17 protein-coding genes and 1 pseudogene are annotated in these 19,492 nt (G+C 62.0%); 3 read left to right on the top strand and 15 right to left on the bottom strand.

Annotated features, from left to right (window positions below):
- The coding region (locus APY03_RS20025; protein WP_269747394.1) for a pilus assembly protein at window positions 1-1,972 on the top strand (1,972 nt) is incomplete at its 5' end.
- Window positions 1,973-2,357: 385 nt separating this feature from the next.
- A complete protein-coding gene (locus APY03_RS20020; RefSeq protein ID WP_068679386.1) occupies window positions 2,358-3,284 on the top strand; it encodes a glycosyltransferase family 2 protein in 927 nt (308 codons plus the stop codon).
- Window positions 3,285-3,290: 6 nt separating this feature from the next.
- On the opposite strand, the gene APY03_RS20015 is transcribed toward APY03_RS20020, so the two are convergent.
- The 15 genes from APY03_RS20015 to sucC all read right to left on the bottom strand — a co-directional run bounded on the left by APY03_RS20015 (window position 3,291) and on the right by sucC (window position 19,182).
- A complete protein-coding gene (locus tag APY03_RS20015) occupies window positions 3,291-4,262 on the bottom strand; it encodes a glycosyltransferase family 2 protein (RefSeq protein ID WP_162487136.1) in 972 nt (323 codons plus the stop codon).
- 2 nt (window positions 4,263-4,264) lie between these two features.
- On the bottom strand, window positions 4,265-5,056 hold the full coding sequence (locus APY03_RS20010) for a class I SAM-dependent methyltransferase (RefSeq protein WP_068679381.1): 792 nt from the start codon (window positions 5,054-5,056) through the stop codon (window positions 4,265-4,267).
- 32 nt (window positions 5,057-5,088) lie between these two features.
- Window positions 5,089-6,579 (bottom strand): lipopolysaccharide biosynthesis protein, encoded by a 1,491-nt coding sequence (locus APY03_RS20005; RefSeq protein WP_068679379.1) that lies wholly within the window; start codon window positions 6,577-6,579, stop codon window positions 5,089-5,091.
- Window positions 6,560-7,150 carry an acyltransferase gene (locus APY03_RS20000; RefSeq protein ID WP_068679377.1) on the bottom strand — a complete coding sequence of 197 codons (591 nt, stop codon included), beginning with the start codon at window positions 7,148-7,150 and terminating at the stop codon, window positions 6,560-6,562. Before APY03_RS20000 ends, APY03_RS20005 begins: the two co-directional genes overlap by 20 nt.
- Window positions 7,147-8,256: a DegT/DnrJ/EryC1/StrS family aminotransferase gene (locus tag APY03_RS19995; protein WP_083944481.1), complete on the bottom strand. Its 1,110-nt coding sequence runs from the start codon at window positions 8,254-8,256 to the stop codon at window positions 7,147-7,149. Before APY03_RS19995 ends, APY03_RS20000 begins: the two co-directional genes overlap by 4 nt.
- A 26-nt stretch (window positions 8,257-8,282) precedes the next feature.
- Complete coding sequence (locus APY03_RS41655) at window positions 8,283-9,461, bottom strand: hypothetical protein (RefSeq protein WP_146039304.1); 1,179 nt, start codon at window positions 9,459-9,461, stop codon at window positions 8,283-8,285.
- Window positions 9,458-10,234, bottom strand: a complete 777-nt coding sequence (locus APY03_RS19985; protein ID WP_068679371.1) for a hypothetical protein — start codon at window positions 10,232-10,234, stop codon at window positions 9,458-9,460. Before APY03_RS19985 ends, APY03_RS41655 begins: the two co-directional genes overlap by 4 nt.
- 10 nt (window positions 10,235-10,244) lie before the next feature.
- The gene (locus APY03_RS19980) at window positions 10,245-11,417 is read right to left on the bottom strand and encodes a glycosyltransferase family 2 protein (RefSeq protein ID WP_068679369.1); all 1,173 of its coding nucleotides are present in this window, start codon (window positions 11,415-11,417) and stop codon (window positions 10,245-10,247) included.
- Window positions 11,418-11,526: 109 nt separating this feature from the next.
- On the bottom strand, window positions 11,527-12,042 hold the full coding sequence (locus APY03_RS19975) for a pilin (RefSeq protein WP_068679367.1): 516 nt from the start codon (window positions 12,040-12,042) through the stop codon (window positions 11,527-11,529).
- A 202-nt stretch (window positions 12,043-12,244) separates the two neighbouring features.
- On the bottom strand, window positions 12,245-13,054 hold the full coding sequence (locus APY03_RS19970; RefSeq protein WP_068679365.1) for a 3',5'-cyclic-nucleotide phosphodiesterase: 810 nt from the start codon (window positions 13,052-13,054) through the stop codon (window positions 12,245-12,247).
- Window positions 13,055-13,067: 13 nt separating this feature from the next.
- The gene (locus APY03_RS19965) at window positions 13,068-15,344 is read right to left on the bottom strand and encodes a CHASE2 domain-containing protein (RefSeq protein ID WP_068679362.1); all 2,277 of its coding nucleotides are present in this window, start codon (window positions 15,342-15,344) and stop codon (window positions 13,068-13,070) included.
- A gap of 39 nt (window positions 15,345-15,383) precedes the next feature.
- Window positions 15,384-16,034: an FHA domain-containing protein gene (locus APY03_RS19960; protein ID WP_068679360.1), complete on the bottom strand. Its 651-nt coding sequence runs from the start codon at window positions 16,032-16,034 to the stop codon at window positions 15,384-15,386.
- Window positions 16,035-16,102: 68 nt separating this feature from the next.
- The gene (locus APY03_RS19955; protein ID WP_068679358.1) at window positions 16,103-16,912 is read right to left on the bottom strand and encodes a Stp1/IreP family PP2C-type Ser/Thr phosphatase; all 810 of its coding nucleotides are present in this window, start codon (window positions 16,910-16,912) and stop codon (window positions 16,103-16,105) included.
- Between the two features lie 200 nt (window positions 16,913-17,112).
- Window positions 17,113-18,006 carry a succinate--CoA ligase subunit alpha gene (sucD, locus tag APY03_RS19950; RefSeq protein WP_068679356.1) on the bottom strand — a complete coding sequence of 298 codons (894 nt, stop codon included), beginning with the start codon at window positions 18,004-18,006 and terminating at the stop codon, window positions 17,113-17,115.
- A 9-nt stretch (window positions 18,007-18,015) separates the two neighbouring features.
- On the bottom strand, window positions 18,016-19,182 hold the full coding sequence (sucC, locus tag APY03_RS19945; RefSeq protein ID WP_068679354.1) for an ADP-forming succinate--CoA ligase subunit beta: 1,167 nt from the start codon (window positions 19,180-19,182) through the stop codon (window positions 18,016-18,018).
- A 191-nt stretch (window positions 19,183-19,373) separates the two neighbouring features.
- On the opposite strand from sucC, the pseudogene APY03_RS44150 reads away from it, so the two are divergent.
- Window positions 19,374-19,492, top strand: a pseudogene (locus tag APY03_RS44150) (N-acetyl-gamma-glutamyl-phosphate reductase); the annotation flags it as partial.

The following is a 19,492-nucleotide window of genomic DNA, read 5'->3' as shown; positions in this document are numbered from 1 at the left end:
CCCCCCTGACACGCTGGTGTCAGGCCTGACCCAGGCACTCGAGAGCATCGTCAGCGCCATCAAGGCCTATACGACGTCGTTCTCGCTTTCGGCCGTGCAGGTGTCTTCGGCGGGGGCGGCATCTTACGCATCGCAGTACGACGCCAACGGCTGGACCAGCATCGTCACGGCGAGCGAGATCACCTTCGACAGCGCCGGCAATCCCACGACGACCCTGAAGTGGACGAGTACCGACAAGCTCGCGGCGCAATTCGCCGGCACCGGCTGGAATACCAACAGGCGCATTGCCACCTGGAACGGCACTGCGGGCGTCGCATTTCGCACGGCAAGCATCACCACGGCGCAATTGACGGCCCTCGACACGAGCTACGTCACCGGCGATGACAGCACGAACTATCTCAACTACCTGCGCGGCGATCGCAGCAACGAGAGGTCGCTGGCCGCGCCCTCGAGGCCTTATCGAACGCGATCGACCTTGCTGGGCGACATCGTCAATGCCAAGGTGACGCCGGTGGCACCGCCCAGCGAGAAATTCTCGGAGGCGGTCAATCCTGGCTACAAGACATTCAAGACGACGTGGGCCAGCCGCCCAACCATGGTGTACGCGGCGGCCAACGACGGCATGCTGCACGCTTTCAATGGCGCGCTGACCGGCACCGATGCAGGGACGGAGCAGTTCGCGTACGTCCCCAGCGCCGTGTTCCAGGGGCCCAGTTCCCCCGCGACGCCGCAGGTCGATGGCCTTGCGCAACTGGGCAACCCCAACTACCTCCACCACTACTACGTCGATGCCACGCCGAAGGTCTTCGATGTCGACTTCAGCAGGGCCGGTGGCACCTTCGTGACGGATGGCACCTCCAGATGGCGCTCTATCCTGGTCGGCGGACTGGGCAAGGGTGGCAAGAGCTACTACGCCATCGACGTGACCAACCCCGCGGGCATGACGAGCGAGGCAACTGTAGCGAGCAAGGTGCTGTGGGAATTCACCGATCCGACGATGGGCTACAGCTTCGGCGCGCCCACGGTGATAAAGACCAAGCGCTACGGCTGGGTGGTCGTGCTGACGTCGGGCTATAACAACAGTGATGGGAAGGGTTACCTGTACTTCGTGAATCCGGAGACCGGTGCATTGCTGCAGAAGGTGAGCACGGGCGTTGCTTCGAATGGCCTGACGCATGCTTCGGCGTACGTGCAGGATTTCACGGACTACACCGCCGACGCGATCTATGTTGGGGACCTGGATGGGCAGCTTTGGCGCTTCGATGTAACCGCCCCACGCGGCACTACAACCGCCTACCCAGCGCCAACGAAGCTAGCGCTGGTGACCGACGGCACCACCACTGCCAGGGCCCAAGCCATCACGACCCAGCCGCTGATCGAGATCCACCCCATCACCCGCAAGCGGTACGTGATGTTCGGCACAGGCCAACTGCTCGACCCGAGCGACATCAGTTCGACGACCGCGCAGAGCTTCTACGCCATCATCGACGGCAATGCCACCAGTTTCACACCGGCCGACGCGACCTTGCCGATCACCCGTGCCGGCCTGACTGCTCTGACGAACCTGGCAGCCGGCGTCACCTTGCCCAACACATCGAAAGGGTGGTATCTGGACCTGGGCTCGGATACCAGTAGCACCGTCGCCTGGCGCCTCACGCTCAACCCACTGGCCTTCAACGGCGTGGTTTCCTTTGCACCGCTGCTGACCATCGGCGATGCGTGCAGCCCATCGGGCGTCAGCCGGTTCTATGCGATCGACTTCGGGACGGGGAAGTCGGCGTTGACGCCCGATGGACAGGCCTTTGTCGAATCCAGTTCTGCCATTACGGATCTGGCGGTCGTGGGGGTTGACGGCAAGACGCGGTGGCTGACGGGGAACGTGCAAGGTGAAGTGAAGAAGCAGAACGTCAAGGAGCCGGGCGGGCTGGGGCTACGGCAGTTGAACTGGCGGGAGGTGCCGACGGTGGATTGAGCGCTCATATCCACTGTCCGCATCACCAACGCTGCCGGCGCACTCGAACGAGGGGTGGGTGAGATGAAACCTGTAGGCTGCCAAGTAGCCGTGTCTCGTGGTGTTCCCGGTGGCGAAGTCCATGATCTTGCGCGACCACGCATCGAGGATGGCTGCCAGATATGCGAAGCGTCTGCCGACTTGAAGGTGCGTGCTGTCGGCGACCCAGAGCTGCGGGACAGCGCGGCACGAAGGCCTTTGTTGACAGGAAGGCGCAGAAGTCTCACCAAATATCGCTCGTTCGGGCACACCTTGTAAATCCTTCAATCATCGTTCGGTCGCAATGGTGGTTCTGTAAGATCCTTAGCCGGATGGCGCTCGCTATCGTCCAATCAGCACGAGATATATGGCCATCGCAGTCTTAATGTCCACCTTTAACGGCGAGCGATTCGTGGAAGAGCAGATCGTCTCGATCCTCCAGCAGCTTCCACCCGATGGGTCATTGATCATCCGCGATGATGGCTCGACGGATCAAACCACGGCCAAGATTGGTACCCTCCATGACGACAGGATCACACTGGTGCGGGGCCGGAACATCGGCTTTGCATCGAGCTTTCTATGTCTGCTGACCATGATCCCCCAGTCGGCGAGCATCGCCTTCTTTTCCGACCAGGACGACGTATGGGAGCCGACGAAGATCGCGGCTGGCTGCAGCCGGCTTTCGGGAAAGGAGACGACCCCGACGCTCTACTGTTCAGGGCTTCTCTTGGTTTCTGAGGGCCTTGAGCCCCTCGGACGCTCTCCTCTGTGGCCGCGCAAGCCGGATTTCGACAACGCGCTTGTCGAAAATATCGCGACAGGCTGCACCATTGCCCTGAATCGAGCAGCAATCTCGCTGGTTCTGCGGACCGCCCGCCCGGATGAGATTCGGTACCACGACTGGTGGTGCTACTTGGTCGTCTCTGCATTCGGCGAAGTTATCTACGACCCGGAGCCCCTGATTAAGTACAGACAGCACCGCCAAAACGCGTTGGGTATGTTGCCGGGCGGCGCCAGATACTTGAGGATCATGCAGGCGATCAAACGGCAGAGCTGGCTGGCTGTCATGCAGATCCATCTGCGCGAATTTGCCTTGACCTTCGGCAGCGAGATTACGCCCTCTCAGAGGCGTGCTCTCGACGACATGCTCATTCGTGGAATGCGCGATGCGTTGCGCGTGATCTTCTCGTTGGAGCGCAGGCGCCAGTTTTTGAGGGACGAGCTACTGTTCAGATTGCTGGTTGCATTCGAGTTGACCGTTCGCCGCGACTTCCCGTTTGCCTCGCGCTCCTAGTCAGCTTCAGTACCTAGGGTGGTGCACAAAAGGGCCACCGCGCCGTTTTCGCGCAGCCCAAGTGGAAAAAGCCTTCGCAGCTAGCAGGCAAGCTCTTGTCGCCGCGGAGATCGTAAGCGAGATGCGCGAAGAGCGAGCGAGCCTCGCTAGCCGCGCGAGCGCGATTCCGTCCAGATGCGCGGCCTTGCCGCGCAGTGCAAACACGAACCTGTAGGCCACATAGTTCGCCGCCCCTTTTCGCGCAGCATCTTTTCCAACAAGAGGCAATGCCGAAAGCAAAGCCCCAAGATATAGGTCTTGCACCTGGGTGCCGTGAGTTCGCTGTATTGAACCGGGTAGACCCGCGCGGTAACACACCAGTGGCCGCCCAATGTATCCGATCGGTGCTCTGTGTGAGAGGGCAATCATGATGGCGTAGTCAACAAAGGGCGGTGCCAGTCCGAGAACCGTCGATAGCGCGACGCGCCGATAGAGTAGCGAACTGTGATTGAGAAAATTTCCAGAAGCGGTCAGATAGCTCAGATCGATCTCTCGCGATGCCACGTTGGTGAACACCCCGCATTCAATCTCGTCTTTGTCCACCACGCGTGCGTTGGTGCACACGGCTTCGTTATGTGGATGCTGCTCCAAGTACTCGATCTGCGCGCCAAGCTTCTCTTCCTCCCAATAGTCGTCGCCATCGAGATGCGCGATGTAGTCGCCAGAAGCCCTGGAGAGAATCGAAAGGTAATTGGATGCGGGGCCAACATTGCTTACGTGGCGCACCACAACCAGCGAATCGCTGTGCTGCCGTTGCAGTTCCTCCAGAACAATGCTGGTGGTGTCGGTCGAACAGTCGTCCCCGACGATCACCTCAACCTTCAGCGAGCGCTCCAATACAGCACGCTGAGCAAAGATGCTCTCGATGCAGCGCTCGAGATACTGTGCCTGATTGAAAGTGGCGACACAGACCGAGACGGTTGGCGGGGCTGTGTCCATGTTCATAATTTCGGCTTGGGCTGCGGCTTCTGAAAGAGCAGGAACGGCTCAGCTGCGTTGACCCCGTACCGCGCTGCATCAATCTTCGGAAGAAGGACTCGATGTGTCTTGACGTGGCTGACGAGCCCTTCGGAAGCGAACACCGCCTCGATGTCGCCACCGAACATGCGCACATGGTCATCTTGACCGTAAGCGTGCCGTCGGGCAGACCTACTTTGGATGCCAGGATCCTCAAACGTTCGAGTGAGAGAAGATGCAAATGGAGTCTGCAAGATTGCGAATCCCCCGTTCACGAGCACTCGATGAATCTCTCGCAGAGCTTCCCGAGCGTCGCCCACATGCTCGAGAACATGATTGGCGATGACCAAGTCGAAGCTTTGATCAGCCATAGCAATTTGGGTGAGATCCAACTCGGTAATGCCTGCATGTGCCGGGTATCTGTCGGCCAGAACGTACTGAGACGGCTGGCGGGCTGCAATCAGCGCGACGACATGCTTCTCTGGCGCAAAATGCAAGATCCTGGCGCCAGAGATACGTTCGGTAAGCCCTATTGCATCTAAGTAGAGCGCCAGATGACGGTCTCGATCGCTTGATCCGCAATGGGGACACTCAAAATGATCGACATCGCTTCCAATCACGCTTAGCGCACGGGTGAGAGGGGGCAAGAACAGGCTCCCGCCGCAATAGGGAACGAAGCGCAGCACGCGTTGCTTGCAGATGCAGCAATAGCGAGACGAGGGTACAGGCAGAAGGTTGAGGCCCAGGAAGAGCGCTCGCCATAGTTTGAGCAGCATTCAGATACTTCAAAACAGCGCCAGGAGGGGCACTAGTTGCTGGTTGCCATTCGCTGCCGGTGTCGAAACCAAAGCATGCAGACGGCTATGCCCTGCAGCACCATCCAAGCCCCCGCAAGCTCGCCCATGCGCGCAAATAGCGATGTAGGGTTGGGTAGCAGGTATTTCAATGTAAAGGCCACGACGCCGAGAGGCAGAGCGAAGAAGGCGATAGTCCGTGCCCAGGGCCACCAACTGCCATCAAGATAGCTGCGATGGACAATCTGAGGCCAGATCAGGAAGAACAACGCGGCACTCCCGCACCATAGAGTGATGGCCCCCTTGGCGCCGGCATGCAGTGCGCCGATGATCAACGCCGCGGCCATGCAAACCGCGAGAGCTAGCGAGGCGACGACATGGCTTCTCAGTTCGCCAGCCGCATTAAGCAGCCCATAGGGCATCGCAGATAGAGCGAGAAACGATGCTCCCGCTGCGTAAAGCGGCACCAGTGTGACTGCGCCGAGAGTCGTCGCATTCAGCCGCCCTGCAAACCACACAGTGAGCAGTTCCTGGGAGAAGGCCATGCAGACGAGCGCTGTAGGAAACAGAAGGCAGCACGCGCCCTCGGTCAACATCAGATAGAGATGGGTCTGCTCGCGCCTGGACTCGCGGTGATGGAGTCTGATCAAGGCGGGGTAGGAGAGCTGGAGCAGAGGAACTGCGAGCGTAAGCAGCCCAGCGGGGATAGCGGCGGCAATCGCTATGGCGCCGTACTCGCTCAATGAGAGCGCCTGCGAAAGTATCAGCTTGTCCAACTGCGTAATCGAGATCCAGATCGCCGAGGCAGCGGAGATTTGCATTGCAATGGGCCATAGTGTGCGCACGGCAGTGAAGGACGTATCGAGACCTCCGCTGAAGCGAAACTCGAGGCGACGACGGCATAGCAAGATCAGCGCAAGGATTTCGACAAGGAAGAAGATCGCTTGGCAGAGCAGCCAAACTGAAATGTCTCCGCCTGCGCATCGAAGTGCGATTAGCCCACCGCCCAAGCGCGCCGTAACGGAGGCGATGTTTAGCACGGCCAGTTGCGAGAATTGCTCCGCGCCTGCCAGCGCAGCACGATAGAGCTCTGCGGCCCAGCGCAGCGAGAGCGCGAGGGCACCAGCCAACATAGCCAGACTGGCCATACGCAGATCCGGAAAAATTCGCTCGATTCCCGGTCCTGCCATCCAATAGCAGACCGCCAGCACCGCCGAGCTGACCAGCACCATTCCAAGAAGCGCGGGAAGTTGCAAGGATGCGAGCAGCGGCCCGACTTCGGTGAGTCGCTGTTCGCGGCGTGCGACGGCAACTTCGCGGGACAGCGCCAGGGGAAATCCAAGGTCTGCAATCTGAAGCCAGCCCTGCGCAACAAAGAACACCATCATCAATCCGAACTGTTCTGCCCCAAGCTGCGAGAGATAGGCCGGCAGCAGGATGATGAGCAAGCCTGCGGCATAGAGCTGAGCCCCATAAGCAAGGGACTTATCTCTCAGGCTGCTCATCCCCGTCCCGCAGATGCGCCATGTAGTGAAGCTCTTTCCCTAACAAGTCGTGCTGCCGTTCACCGAGGCGGCGGGCCGGTATCCCTGCGAAGATGCCAAATGCCTCATAGCGGCCGTTCGCGAGACTCAGTGCCCCCAGTGCGGCACCTTCCCCCATTTGGGTGCCCGGAAGCAGCACACTGCCGCTCCCCACGATGACATGCCGGCCGATGAGAACTGGGGCTGATCGAACACCGGTGAACTCCTCCGGGACTGTGGGGTTGGTCAACACAGCGCCTGAGTAGTCGTCGGTGCTCGAATAAACCGAGACCCGAGAGGAAAGGCCTGAAAAATCCTCAAGCCGGATTTCAGCTTTGCCCGCCAGAAAGCAAAAGGCAGCGACATGCACGTTGGCGCCGATCACGACGCCTCCATCGCCTGCGGAGAGTATCGAAAAGTCGTCGACACGAGAACGGCTACCAATGGCGATCCGACCGCAATTGAAATAGGAGGCCTTCGCCGACAGCTTGGCGTCGGCAGCTACCGAGGCGAAGCCCATGCGCTCGATCTCATCCTGAGTTAGCCACGTCACGTGTCGTCTCCTTTCACGGCGGCGATCACTCGATCCTGGTCGTGGGTTGAAAGCTCCGGGTACAGCGGCAGACAAAGAATCTGATCAGCCTTGCGTGTCGCAACAGGAAGATTCGCTCTCGCGGAGGAAGGAAATCCTCGGTACATCGGGAATGTCGTGATCAGCGGGTAGAAATAGCGCCTGGCAAAAACATTGAATCGCTTCAGATGCTCGTAGAGCGCGTCCCGTCCGCACCAGAAATCGCGCTCAATCAGCACCGGAAAATATGCGTGATTGGATTTGATCGCTGGGTCCTCGGTCAGCAGTCTTAGGCCGCCAACGCGTGAAAGCTCCTCTCGATATCGAATGGAGACGCGCTGGCGCGCTGAGATCGCATCGTCAATGTGTGCAAGTTGAAGAAGACCTATGGCGGATTGCAGTTCGTTCATCTTCCCATTGATACCGGGAGCTACGACGGTGACCTCGTCGACGAATCCGAAGTTCTTCAAGTGATCGATGCGTTCCTTCGTCTTGCGATCCGGACAGATGATTGCACCGCCTTCAAAAGTGTTCATCACCTTGGTCGCGTGGAAGCTCACGATCGAAAGATCGCCATGTCGCAATAGCGAGCCGCCCGTGTCGCACACACCAAAGGCATGGGCAGCGTCGTAAATCAACTTGAGGCCGTAGGTATCAGCGATCTTCTGAAGAGCGTCGACGTTGCAGGGGCGGCCATAGCAATGAACGGCTAGGATCGCCGTTGTCTGCGGAGTTATTGCCGCTTCTATCCTTGCCGGATCGATGTTGAGCGATTCTTCGTCGATATCGACGAAGATAGGGCGGATACCGTTCCACAGGAGTGAATGCGCAGTGGCTACGAACGAGTAGGGTGTCGTGATGACCTCGCCCGTGACACGCAATGCTTGAAGTGCCGTCACCAGGGCGATCGTCGCATTGGTGAATAAAGACACATGCCGAACCCCTAGATGGTCGGCGAGTGCTGCTTCAAAGCGTTGGTGGTACTTGCCGCCGTTGGTCAGGACACGACTCGACCAAATGTCTTCGAGGAGTGGTTGCAGATCTTCAAGCGATGGCAACTGCGGCCGCGTTACGTACAGAGGCGTCATGGGATCATGGTTTGGAGGAGGGACGCTCATAAGCCCCGCGCCCAGGGCGCGCCTGACCTACCTTGCACATTGTCACACCACGCTTCGGTATCCCGGCGCAACACGCCATTGGAAGCGATCTGAACCGGGTTCAGCGCTCGATAGTAGAGATACGAGATCTCGCCGCTGCTGTGAACGTAGAGCTTCATGTCCGAGCTCGGATAGTTCACGATGGTCATGTTCTCAAGCACCGTGCTCTGACCACGGCCTGGCGGAAAGAACCGGGGACAAGCATGTTCGATTTCCCCAACCAACGATGCAAGGCGTTCAGGCATCCGCGGTGGGGGCCGCACGGCGGACGCATCGTATTTCATATCACAGAGCCAGAACCCCACGGGCCCGAGCTCGACGACATCGTTCCCGCGGGTCAGCCGGATTGGAACCCTCGGCCGCATCGATGCAGACGGAAGCATTCGGCAGTCCGAGAAGCGCGCAATGCTCAGGCCTTCGTTCTGCAGCCGGCGATTGAATGCCGAAACGAGTTCCCAATCGGACACCGATTGGGCCTTGGCAGATTCCGCGGGAGTGACGAGGACTATCTGCCGCGATCCGGCTAGTAGGCTACGCACCGCTTCTTCCTCTATGGGCCGGCGATGACCTTGAAGCGAATCTAGATTGATCCAGCGAGCTTCATGACTGAACTGTGGCGCGACGATTGAATAGGTCGGGCTTGTCAGTGTGACGTAGGTTGCTGGTTCAGTTCTCGCCCGCTCATCAATTGCCACTTGGAAGCCAGTCGGAGCAATCCATGCAGTTTGGGACCATGCATCCCAAGGCGAGGTCTGCCAAACTGCCCAACCCTGGACAGCTAACATTATTCCGCCGATCGTCATCTTCATGCTTCTTGAAAGATTCGATCTGTACAGCCATCCAATGAGCAGCGGTCCGGCGAGTAACAACCCGGGGATGAAATAGCGGCCGTTTCCGGAGGTTGCAAGCCATAGAGCGAATGCAACTGCTCCATAGAGAGTCAACGGCATGATCGCAGCTTTCCGTGCAGCCTGCCGGCCGGAGGTGCTGAGGAGAGCGGTCAACATGGCGCACGCAAGGAAAGCGAACCTCAGATCGGGCGCCATGATCTCGACATAGACACCAGAGTTCGGCGCGGCCATCGCGAGTGGGCGGAGAAATGCCTCGGCCAGATTGTCTGGAATGAAGCGAATCACGATGGAGACCCGACGAACATGCTGTTGAGGAGTGGAAAGATCGGGTTTCCGAACCGGCTTGCGAGCTCCCAGCCCCAGGGTGTGTAGATCAGCGCAAAGCTGAAGAGCATTGCCACGTATGCACCGAGGGCTGCTGCAAGGCGCCGACGTCTTCCATCTGCCTGGACCAGGAAGAGAAGCGGAACAGAAACCGCGATGGGCCCGTTGCTCAGCTTGAAAGCCACGGATACTCCGCAGAGCACGCCCACCGAAAGGTAGAGTGCCATGGTCGATCGGGGCTTCGCATCATTCGAGAACATCAAGGACGCGAGGGCTATGGCCCATATCAGTGGCACCGCTGAAAGCAGATCATTGGCTGTCGTGTTGAACATCGACAGAATCACGCTCGACGCGAACGCCATCGCCATGGCGGTTGCGCGCATCGAAGTCCCAAACCATGAATGCTCGGGCACACAGACCCTGGCCAGCATCCACACGGCTGGAACGCAAGTGCACTGGAGCGCTGCGAGAGTGACGCCGGCCTGCATTGAGCCAGCCCCGGATGAATACAGCTTGTAGGCCGGCCAGTAAAGGTACGGGAACTGAAAAGACTGAGTTGCTGCAGCCCAAACATCAAGGTCAAAGCGAGAGCGGTCCGCGATCCAGCCCAGATAAATCTGGTGATTGACGGCATCCCAGCTCAACCCCATGCCTCCGCCAAGCACCGGGACAAGCACTAAAAGAGCGGCGAAGATCGTACTGAGCACAATTGCTTCGACCTTCATCGATCTCATGCCGGATCCTTTAAGTTGGGACACTGTCGGTCCGGAGTATGGACTTCCACCAGAAGTTGAGCGCCGCCCCGAAGAGGGTAGCAGCAGTCGCCTGCGCGCCGAGAATCATCAAGGTTGCAGCTGGAATCGCTGCATGCATCACCTCGGCAGGATCCAAGGCACCAAACTGTTGGCCTTGCCAATCGAAAACCAGGCTCAAGGTCCAACCAACGCCAGCAATAAACAAAACTGCGCCGACCGCAAGTCCTCGTTCGAGCGACACGTAGGGGCGAATCGCGGTGAGCCAAGGCGGCTCACTCGCCACGCCCGACAGGACAGCCATCCAACGCGTGATCAGCGCGAGTTGGATCAGTTGAGCGCCGACGATCAATGAGGCGGCGGAGTACAGCAACGAGTGGACGCCAAAGCCAACCGAATCGAAGCTCATCCCATTGGTGCGCAAGAGAAAAAGGCCGGTAAGCCCGAACAGGGCGAGCAGCGAGCCTGGATAAAGAAAAAGCCATCGCGGGCAAAACAACAGCAGGAATCGTAGATGCCGCCACCCGTCGCGCCAACTGCGAAGATGAGGCGGGCGGCCACGGCCGTCGGGATGCAGGCTCGTTGGCACTTCTGCAATTCTGTAGCCCTTCAATGTGGCCTTCACGATCATTTCGCTCGCATACTCCATCCCCGGTGAATTCAATCCGAGGCCGAGCAGGCTTGAGCGGTCAAATCCGCGGAGTCCACAATGGAAATCGCGGATGCTGGATCGAAAGAAGAGGCGTCCGATGCCGGACAGAACGGGGTTGCCAAGATAGCGATGCAGTGGCGGCATAGCCCCGGGCTCGATACCACCGTCAAATCGGTTGCCGACAACCAGCTGATTTCCGGCCCTCAATGCTCGGACGAAGAGTTCAAGCTTGGAGAAGTCGTAGCTTTGATCGCAGTCCCCCATGATGACGTACCTGCCGTTTGCGTATCGGATGCCTTCGCGAAGTGCAGCGCCGTACCCTCTCTCCTTCGCGTGGACCACTCTTGCTCCGGCGGCTAGGGCCAGTGTTTGCGAGCCGTCTGTTGATCCGTTGTCAGAAATGACAACTTCACCATTGATCCCGCTGCGGTCAAGAAACTTTTTGGCTTGGTCAATGCAATGACGGAGAGTTGCCGCTTCGTTCAAACAAGGCATCAGGATCGTCAATTCCATTTCAGGCTCCGACAAGCTCGTTCCAATGTTCGCGGCATGTCGCACAACTTGGTTGCCACATCATAGAAAAAGCCGCCCGAAGGCGGCCGTGAACCAGAGCCGACGCTCCTTACGTGCGGCACTCAGCCGGGACGAACTTGTCCTTGATGGTGCCCTTCACAACGTTTGAGTTTGCAACGGTGCTCCCGGCGGAAGCGCAAACCCATGTGATAGAGCCGGCAGAAGGGATGGTCGAAGCGGTCGATGAGCCTGCAAGCGCTGCGCCAGAAGCGCGCGAACCGTCGAGCGGGGTGAGGGTCAGCGTCGCGCCACCATCTATCTCATTCTGGTAGGTAATGGTGATTACGCCGGTGCCTTCGGTAATGCCGATGCTGGCGACATTGCGGGTAGCGGCGGGAGACGTCCAGCCAGAAGCAAATGGGGCGCCGTTCGCCGCGTTTTCAGCCACAGCAGTCTTCGCGCTTCCAGCCAAGGAAAGGCCGTCGGTAACCTTTGCGCGGACGGTGTAGTCCTGATACGCCGGCAGCGCCACAGCCGCCAAGATGCCAATGATCGCCACAACGATCATCAGTTCGATAAGGGTGAAACCCTTTTGCACGTTGCGTGCGATGGAACGACGGTTCATTCAAGAAACTCCTGGTTGGTTGATGGCCCGAGGAGGCCCCCGGTGCGTTCAACCTTCCGCAGCATCCGTGCCACCTCGTTACAACCTCTGGAACGCAGTAGAACTGCTTACAAGGCGCCGTTCCGGTTACAAGGTGTGACACATCGCGTTGCCAGGGAAGGACAGGCCGCGACAAATTTGTCAGCCCACCCGACACTCCAAGTCAAACCTGCAGCACCCCCGCCGCCTCGAGCCAACGGATATCCCACCCCCGCCCACCGCCGTGCATCTGCGACCCGTCCGCCAACCCGGCGATCTGGTTCATGATCTCCTCGGTCTCGGCTGGCTTGGTGTGGGTGATGTAGATCGGGTAGCCCTTGTCGGCCGCAATGTGCGCCAGCTCATCCGCGAGCGTCGCCGGCGACAGGTGAAGGCTGCGCCGCGCCAGCGCCTGCTCCCGGTTGCTGAACGCCGTCTCGATCACCAGCATCGCCACGTCGAGCTGGTTCACCCGGTTCCAGAACGCAGGATTGCGCTCGGTGTCCCCGCTGAAGACCCAGTGCGCGCCGCCCTTGGCGCAGCGTACGGCATAGCCGCAGGCCGGCACGGTGTGGACGGCCGGCAGCACCTCGATGTTCTTGGGCGCCCGCGTTCCCAGCTGCAGCTCCTGCCCGACCACGATGTCGTGGAAACTCACGAACGGCGCCTCCAGGCTGGGGATGCTCGCGAAGTCCGGCCAGATCACGTTGTTGAACACATGGGCCCGCAGCGCCTCGATGGTGGCGCGCAGGGCATGCACGCGCAGCGGCTTGCTGCGGCGGCTGGCCACCGCGTCGAGCATCAGCGGCAACGCGGCCACGTGGTCGAGATGGGAATGGGTGAGCACCACGTCGTCGATGGCGCCCATCTCGTCGAGGCTCAGGTCGCCGACGCCGGTGCCGGCGTCGACCAGCAGATCGCTGTCGACCAGGAACGAGGTCGTGCGGCAGTCCTTGGCGATGGCGCCCGAGCACCCCAACACGCGCACCTGCATTTTGCGAGAGCCCTTATTGCTGTTTGCTGTCGAACCGGGTTGCGCCGTCCCAGTCGGGGTCCTTGGGCCGCAACGCCAGCGAGGCTAAACGCTCGGCGTACAACTGGTAAAGGACTTTTTTGGCATCTGCAGCGAGCAGCGGGGCCAGCAGGTGTTTCGCTTGATGCCAATCCTGCGCGCGGTAAGCGTCGAGTGTACGAGCCCACTGCGCGAGTGCCTCGTGCGACCCCTCTGCCGAATCGCCCATCCGGCCGAGCGGGGTGAAGATCCGCACCGCCCTGGCCTTGCCCTTGACGCGCACGAGGTCGAGTTCCTGCCAGACGAAGTCCGGGGCAGCGCTCTGGGTGGCGGCGCTGGCGACGATCTCGATGCCATAGTGGCTGCTAAGCCCTTCGAGCCGGGAAGCCAGGTTGACCGCGTCGCCGACCACGGTGTAGCTGCGCCTTACGGCCGAGCCCATGTCGCCGACGCTCATGAGGCCGGTGTTGATGCCGATGCCCACGCTGATCTCCGGGCGTCCGCTGTCGCGATGCGTGCCGTTGATCTCCCGCACGGCCGCAGCCATTTGCAGGGCGGCCTCGACGGCCAGGGCCGCGTGGCCGGGCGTGTCGACCGGTGCGCCCCAGAAGGCCATGACGCAGTCGCCCATGTACTTGTCGATGGTGCCCCGGTGCTCGCTGATGATCCGGGTCAGGCGGCTGAAGACGGCGTTCAGGAAGGCCTGCAGCTCGACGGGCGCCATCTGCTCCGACAGCCGGGTGAAGCCGCGCATGTCGCAGAACATCACGGTGAGCTGCTTGCCTTGAGCCCGCATGCTGTAGCGGGTGGGGTCGGCGCGCATCTCGTCGACGAGTTGCGGCGGCACGTAGGTGCCGAAGAGCTTCGCGAGGCTGCGGCTGGCGCGTGCCTCGACGAAGTAGCCCCAGCCCATGCTGAAGGCGAAGGCGAGCGGCACCATGACCAGCGCGGCCGCCAGCGGCAACACCAGGCCAGCCTCGAGGTAGAGCCAGCTGTTCAGCGCGGCGAGGGCGGCCGCGGCGAGCACGGCAAGCAGGGCCGCCCGCGGCGCCGACAACAGTGACAGGCCGATGGCCAGCAGCAGCCCCGCGGCGAGCACTGTGACAAGCTCGTAGCCGGCCGCGTAGTCGGGCGCCACGAGGAGTCGCCGGTCCAGCAGGCCCGAGATGATGTTGGCATGCACTTCCACGCCAGGGAAGACGGCGCCGACGGGCGTCGATCGCAAGTCCTGCAGGCCGGGGGCGGTGGTGCCGATGAGCACCACCTTCCCTTCGAGCTCGCCGGGGGCGAGCGCGCCGGCCAGCGCCTGGGCTGCGGCCACGTAGCGAAAGGAGCCGCCGCGCGCACCGCCGGGACCGCGGAAGGGCACCAGCATGCTGGCGCTCTGGTCGACCGGCACGCGCAGGCGGGAGGCGCCCGCGCCCAGCTGCAGGGCTTCGAGCGCCGGCAATCCGCCCGAGCCGGCGGCCGGCGCGAACACGGGCGTCAGGGCGCGCGGCGATCCCTCGATCAGCCGGTGCACGACGAGGGCAAGCGACTCGTAGTAGCCGGGGGGCGCGTCCGTGCCGTCGTAGCGTGCGAGCAGCGGCACCGAGCGCACGACGCCATCTTCGCGGGGGTCGAGCACGACATTGAAGAAGCCGGCTTCCGGCGCAGCCGTCGCCAGCAGCGGGATGTTGGCGCCGAAGCCGTTCCAGCGCGCTGCGTAGTCCAGCCCCGCAGGAAAGGCCTGGGCCGGCAGCGCGGGCGTCGGCAGCCTTCCGGTGGCGCGCGCCTCGGCCGCCTGGGTGAAGTAGTAGCCGAGCGCCACGGGCCGCCCGGCGAGCGACTTCGCGAACAGGGCGTCGCGGTCGAGCTGCGGCGCGAGCCGCTCGATCTCGGCGGCGAACTTCGGATCGTCGCGCCAGGCACCCGCGGCAAGCTGGCGCAGCACGGGCAGGCCCGAACTGGTGTCGGGTTCGGCGAAGAGCACGTCGAAGCCAAGCACCGCGGCTCGCTGGCGTCCCATCAGCTCTTCCGTGAGGCGGGCCAGCTTGTCGCGGCTCCAGGGCCATTGGCCGAGTTGTTGCAGGCTGGGTTCGTCGATGTCGACGATCACGATGCGCGGGTCGAGCGTGCCCGGCATGGTGGCGCGCAGCCGTGCGTCGTAGATGAACTGGTCCAGCCGAACCAGCAGTGGGAGCCGCCAGACGTTCGCCGCATGCAGCAGCATGAGCATCACCGGCAGCAGGGTGATGGCAATACGGGCGCCGTGCCGCCGCAGTCCGTTCATGCGAAGCGGGGTGCGCGGCGGCGCTCGCGCTTCACGCGATCAGTTGGCGACGAACTGCATCCGCGTGCCGCCGAGCTCGAGCACGTCGCCGTCCTGCAGGGCGACCGCCTCGTTGCCCAGGGGTTCGCCATTGAGGGCGGTGCCACCGTCGATCGGCGCGACCACGTAGCCGTGCAGTCGCCGGGTGACCGCCGCGACGGCGACGCCCGGCTTGCCGATGGTGGTGACGACCTTCTGCAGCGAGAGCTCGCGCCCGGCTCCGCTGCCCGAGAGGACGCGGATGACGGCCACGCCGGTGGAGCCGCCCAGCGGCGTATGGACCGTGGGCGCGGATGAAAGAGGAATCGGCTCCGAGGATGTTGCCATGACGGTGGGGCCGTACCCGGCGCCTTCGGCCGCGCCGCCCCCTACCAGGAAGCGGATCTTGTACTTGCCGACCTCGACGACATCGTTGTGCTCGAGCGCCTGCTTCTTGACGGCACGCCCGTTGACGTAGGTGCCGTTGGTGCTGTTGAGATCTTCCAGGTAGACATCGCCGCCGATCATGTGCAGCACGGCGTGCTCGCCGCTGATCGCCAGGTTGTCGATCACGATGTCGTTGTACGGGCGCCGGCCCAGCGTGGTGCGGTCCTTGGCGAGCGTCACTTCCTTGATGACGACGCCGTCGATCGAAACGATCATTTTCGGCATGGCCGACTCCTGGATCTCATTTGTTGTGTCACGGCGGTCACCTGCAGCGGGTACTTGTTCGAGCCTGCCTAACCGGATGCCTGTGGCGCGTCGCTCGAACCGGCCCTGGCGAGGACAACCGAGATATTGTCCTTGCCGCCATTTTCGTTTGCGGCTGCAACCAAAAGTGTTGCTTTTTCCGATAGCCCAGTTTCTTGTAACAGAATCGTGAAAAGCTGCCCCTCGGGCACCATCTCGCTGAGGCCGTCCGAACATAGCAGGAAAACGTCGCCAGCCTTCACGTTGTGCTCGTGCATTTCGAGCTCGACGTGGCGCTCGATCCCGAGCGCGCGGGTCACGAGGTTGCGATGCGGCGACAGGCTGGCCTGCTCGGGCGTGATGGCGCCAGCGTCGAGCTGCTCCTGCAGCAGCGAATGGTCGCGCGTGAGCAGCTCCAGCCTCTGGTCGCGCAGGCGGTAGCAGCGCGAGTCGCCGATGTGGCCGACGATCGCGCGGCGCGGGCCGAAGGCGGCCAGCACGAGCGTGGTGCCCATGCCCTGCAGCTGCAGGTTGGCCACGCCGGCTTCCAGGACGGCCGCATTGGCCTCGTCCGTGCCGGCTTGGAGCGCGCGCCGCACGGCCCGGGGGTTGGCGTTCGGCCCCGCATGGGCGAGCCAGCGGCCGAAGCTGGCCTGCAGCAGCGCGACGGCCATGCCGCTGGCCACCTCGCCGCCGTTGTAACCGCCCATGCCATCAGCCAGCAGCACCAGGCCCAGTGCGGCGTCGAAGGCGATCGTGTCCTCGTTGTTGGCGCGCACGCGGCCGGGGTCGGTGAGCGCGGCGAAATCCCAGGTGAGCGCGCTGGTGTCGGGGGAAACAGATGCGCCTAGGTTCGCCATGAATCAATGAGCTTGGGGATCAGTGGGCCGCGATCATTGCACAGCCGTGACAGCGCGCCGCTGCTGCCACGACGAGCCGGATCCAGAAACCGGCAGTTTGCAGAGATTCCATGCTTCTTTTCCACTGTGAGGCATTGAAAAAGCGCCCGCAATGTGAATTGCGAGCGCTTTCTTCTTGTGTGGCCGGGAAAGACGGCGGCTCAGATCTGTGCTTTGAGGAGCTTGCCCAGTTCGGAGAAGTTGCGCGTGATCTTGAACCCGCACTCTTCCATGATCGCGAGCTTGGCTTCCGCCGTGTCCGCGCCACCCGAGATGAGGGCGCCCGCGTGGCCCATGCGCTTGCCCGGAGGGGCGGTCACGCCGGCGATGAAGCCGACCACCGGCTTCTTCATGTGCTCCTTGCACCAGCGGGCCGCGTCGGCCTCGTCGGGGCCGCCGATCTCGCCGATCATGATGACGGCATCGGTGTCGGGATCGTCGTTGAAGGCCTTCATCACGTCGATGTGCTTGAGTCCGTTGATCGGGTCGCCGCCGATGCCCACGGCGCTCGACTGGCCAAGGCCGATCTCGGTGAGTTGCGCGACGGCTTCATACGTCAGCGTGCCGGAGCGGCTGACGACGCCGATGCGGCCCTTGCGGTGGATGTGGCCGGGCATGATGCCGATCTTGATCTCGTCGGGCGTGATCAGGCCGGGGCAGTTGGGGCCGAGCAGCAGCGTTTCCTTGCCGCCCGCGGCGACCTTGGCCTTCATCCTGTTGCGCACCTCGAGCATGTCCCGAACCGGGATGCCCTCGGTGATGCAGATGGCCAGGTCGAGGTCGGCCTCGGCGGCTTCCCAGATGGCAGCGGCGGCGCCGGCCGGCGGCACGTAAATCACCGAGACGGTGGCGCCGGTCTGCTTCGCGGCTTCCTTCACGGAGCCGAAGATCGGGATGTTGAAGATCGACTCGCCTGCCTTCTTCGGATTCACGCCAGCCACGAAGCAGTTCTTGCCGTTCGCGTATTCCTGGCACTTCTCCGTGTGGAACTGGCCGGTCTTGCCGGTGATGCCCTGGGTGATGACTTTGGTGTCTTTGTTGATGTAGATCGACATGTCTTTTCCTTAGGCCGCCTTGACCGCTGCCACGACCTTCTGGGCCGCTTCCGCCATGGTGTCTGCGCTGATGATGGGCAGGCCGGAGTCGGCCAGCAGCTTCTTGCCTTCGACTTCGTTGGTGCCCTTCATGCGCACCACCAGCGGCACCTGCAGGTTGACCGCCTTGCAGGCCGCGATCACGCCGGTGGCGATGGTGTCGCACTTCATGATGCCGCCGAAGATGTTGACGAGGATGGCCTCGACGTTCTTGTTCTTCAGCATGATCTTGAAGGCCTCGGTCACCTTCTCGGGGGTGGCGCCGCCGCCCACGTCGAGGAAGTTGGCCGGCTCGCCGCCGAACAGCTTGATGGTGTCCATGGTGGCCATCGCGAGGCCGGCGCCGTTCACCAGGCAGCCGATGTTGCCGTCGAGGCTGATATAGGCCAGGTCGAACTTGCTGGCCTCGATCTCGGCCGGGTCTTCTTCATCGAGGTCGCGCAGGGCCACGATCTCGGGGTGGCGGTACAGCGCATTGCTGTCGAAATTGAACTTGGCGTCCAGCGCGACGATGTTTCCCTTGCTGTCGCGGTTGAGCGGGTTGATCTCCACCAGGGACGCGTCGGTCTCCATGTAGCAGGTGTAGAGCTTCTTGAAGACGTCCACCGCCTGGGCGGTCGAATCGGAGGGGATGCCGATGCCGTCGGCGATCTGGCGGGCCTGCGCGTCGGTCAGTCCGTCCTTCGGGTCGGCATAGACCGTGATGATCTTCTCGGGCGAGGAGTGCGCCACTTCCTCGATGTCCATGCCGCCTTCGCTGGACGCGATGAAGGCGACCTTCTGCGTCGCGCGGTCGGTCACGGCGGAGACGTAGTACTCCTTCTGGATGTCGGCGCCGTCCTCGATATAGAGGCGGCGGACCTTCTGGCCTTCTGGGCCTGTCTGGTGCGTCTTGAGCTGCATGCCGAGGATCTCGCCGGCGAGCTTCTTGACGTCTTCGATGCTCTTGGCAACCTTCACGCCGCCGCCCTTGCCGCGGCCGCCCGCGTGGATCTGGGCCTTGACCACCCACACGGGGCCGCCGAGCTTCTGCGCGGCCTCGACCGCCTCCTGCACCGTGTACGCTGGGATGCCGCGCGGCACAGGCACGCCGAACTTGGCAAGAATTTCCTTGCCTTGGTACTCGTGAATCTTCATGAGGGTGTCTCTCGGGAACGAGGGTTGGGAACGGGAGATTTCGTGTTGCCCTCGGGCCACGGCGCGCGGGGGATGGCCGGGCGGAGGACAGCAGGCGACTGTATCATGGTGCGCCGCACCAACGGCGTGCCGTCGCTGCGGTCACTACGTAATTTCTTCTTACGCCCCCGAGGCAATCCGAGGCTTCCACCATGCCCAAGATCTTCATCGACGGCGAGGCCGGCACCACCGGCCTCCAGATCCGCGAGCGGCTGCAGAAGATGCCGCAGATCGAACTCGTGAGCATCGCCCCAGAGCTGCGCAAGGACGT

Source organism: Variovorax sp. WDL1 (assembly GCF_001541225.1).
In the GTDB taxonomy this organism is placed as follows: Bacteria; Pseudomonadota; Gammaproteobacteria; order Burkholderiales; family Burkholderiaceae_C; genus Variovorax.
This window is presented reverse-complemented; position numbering and strand designations above follow the sequence as displayed.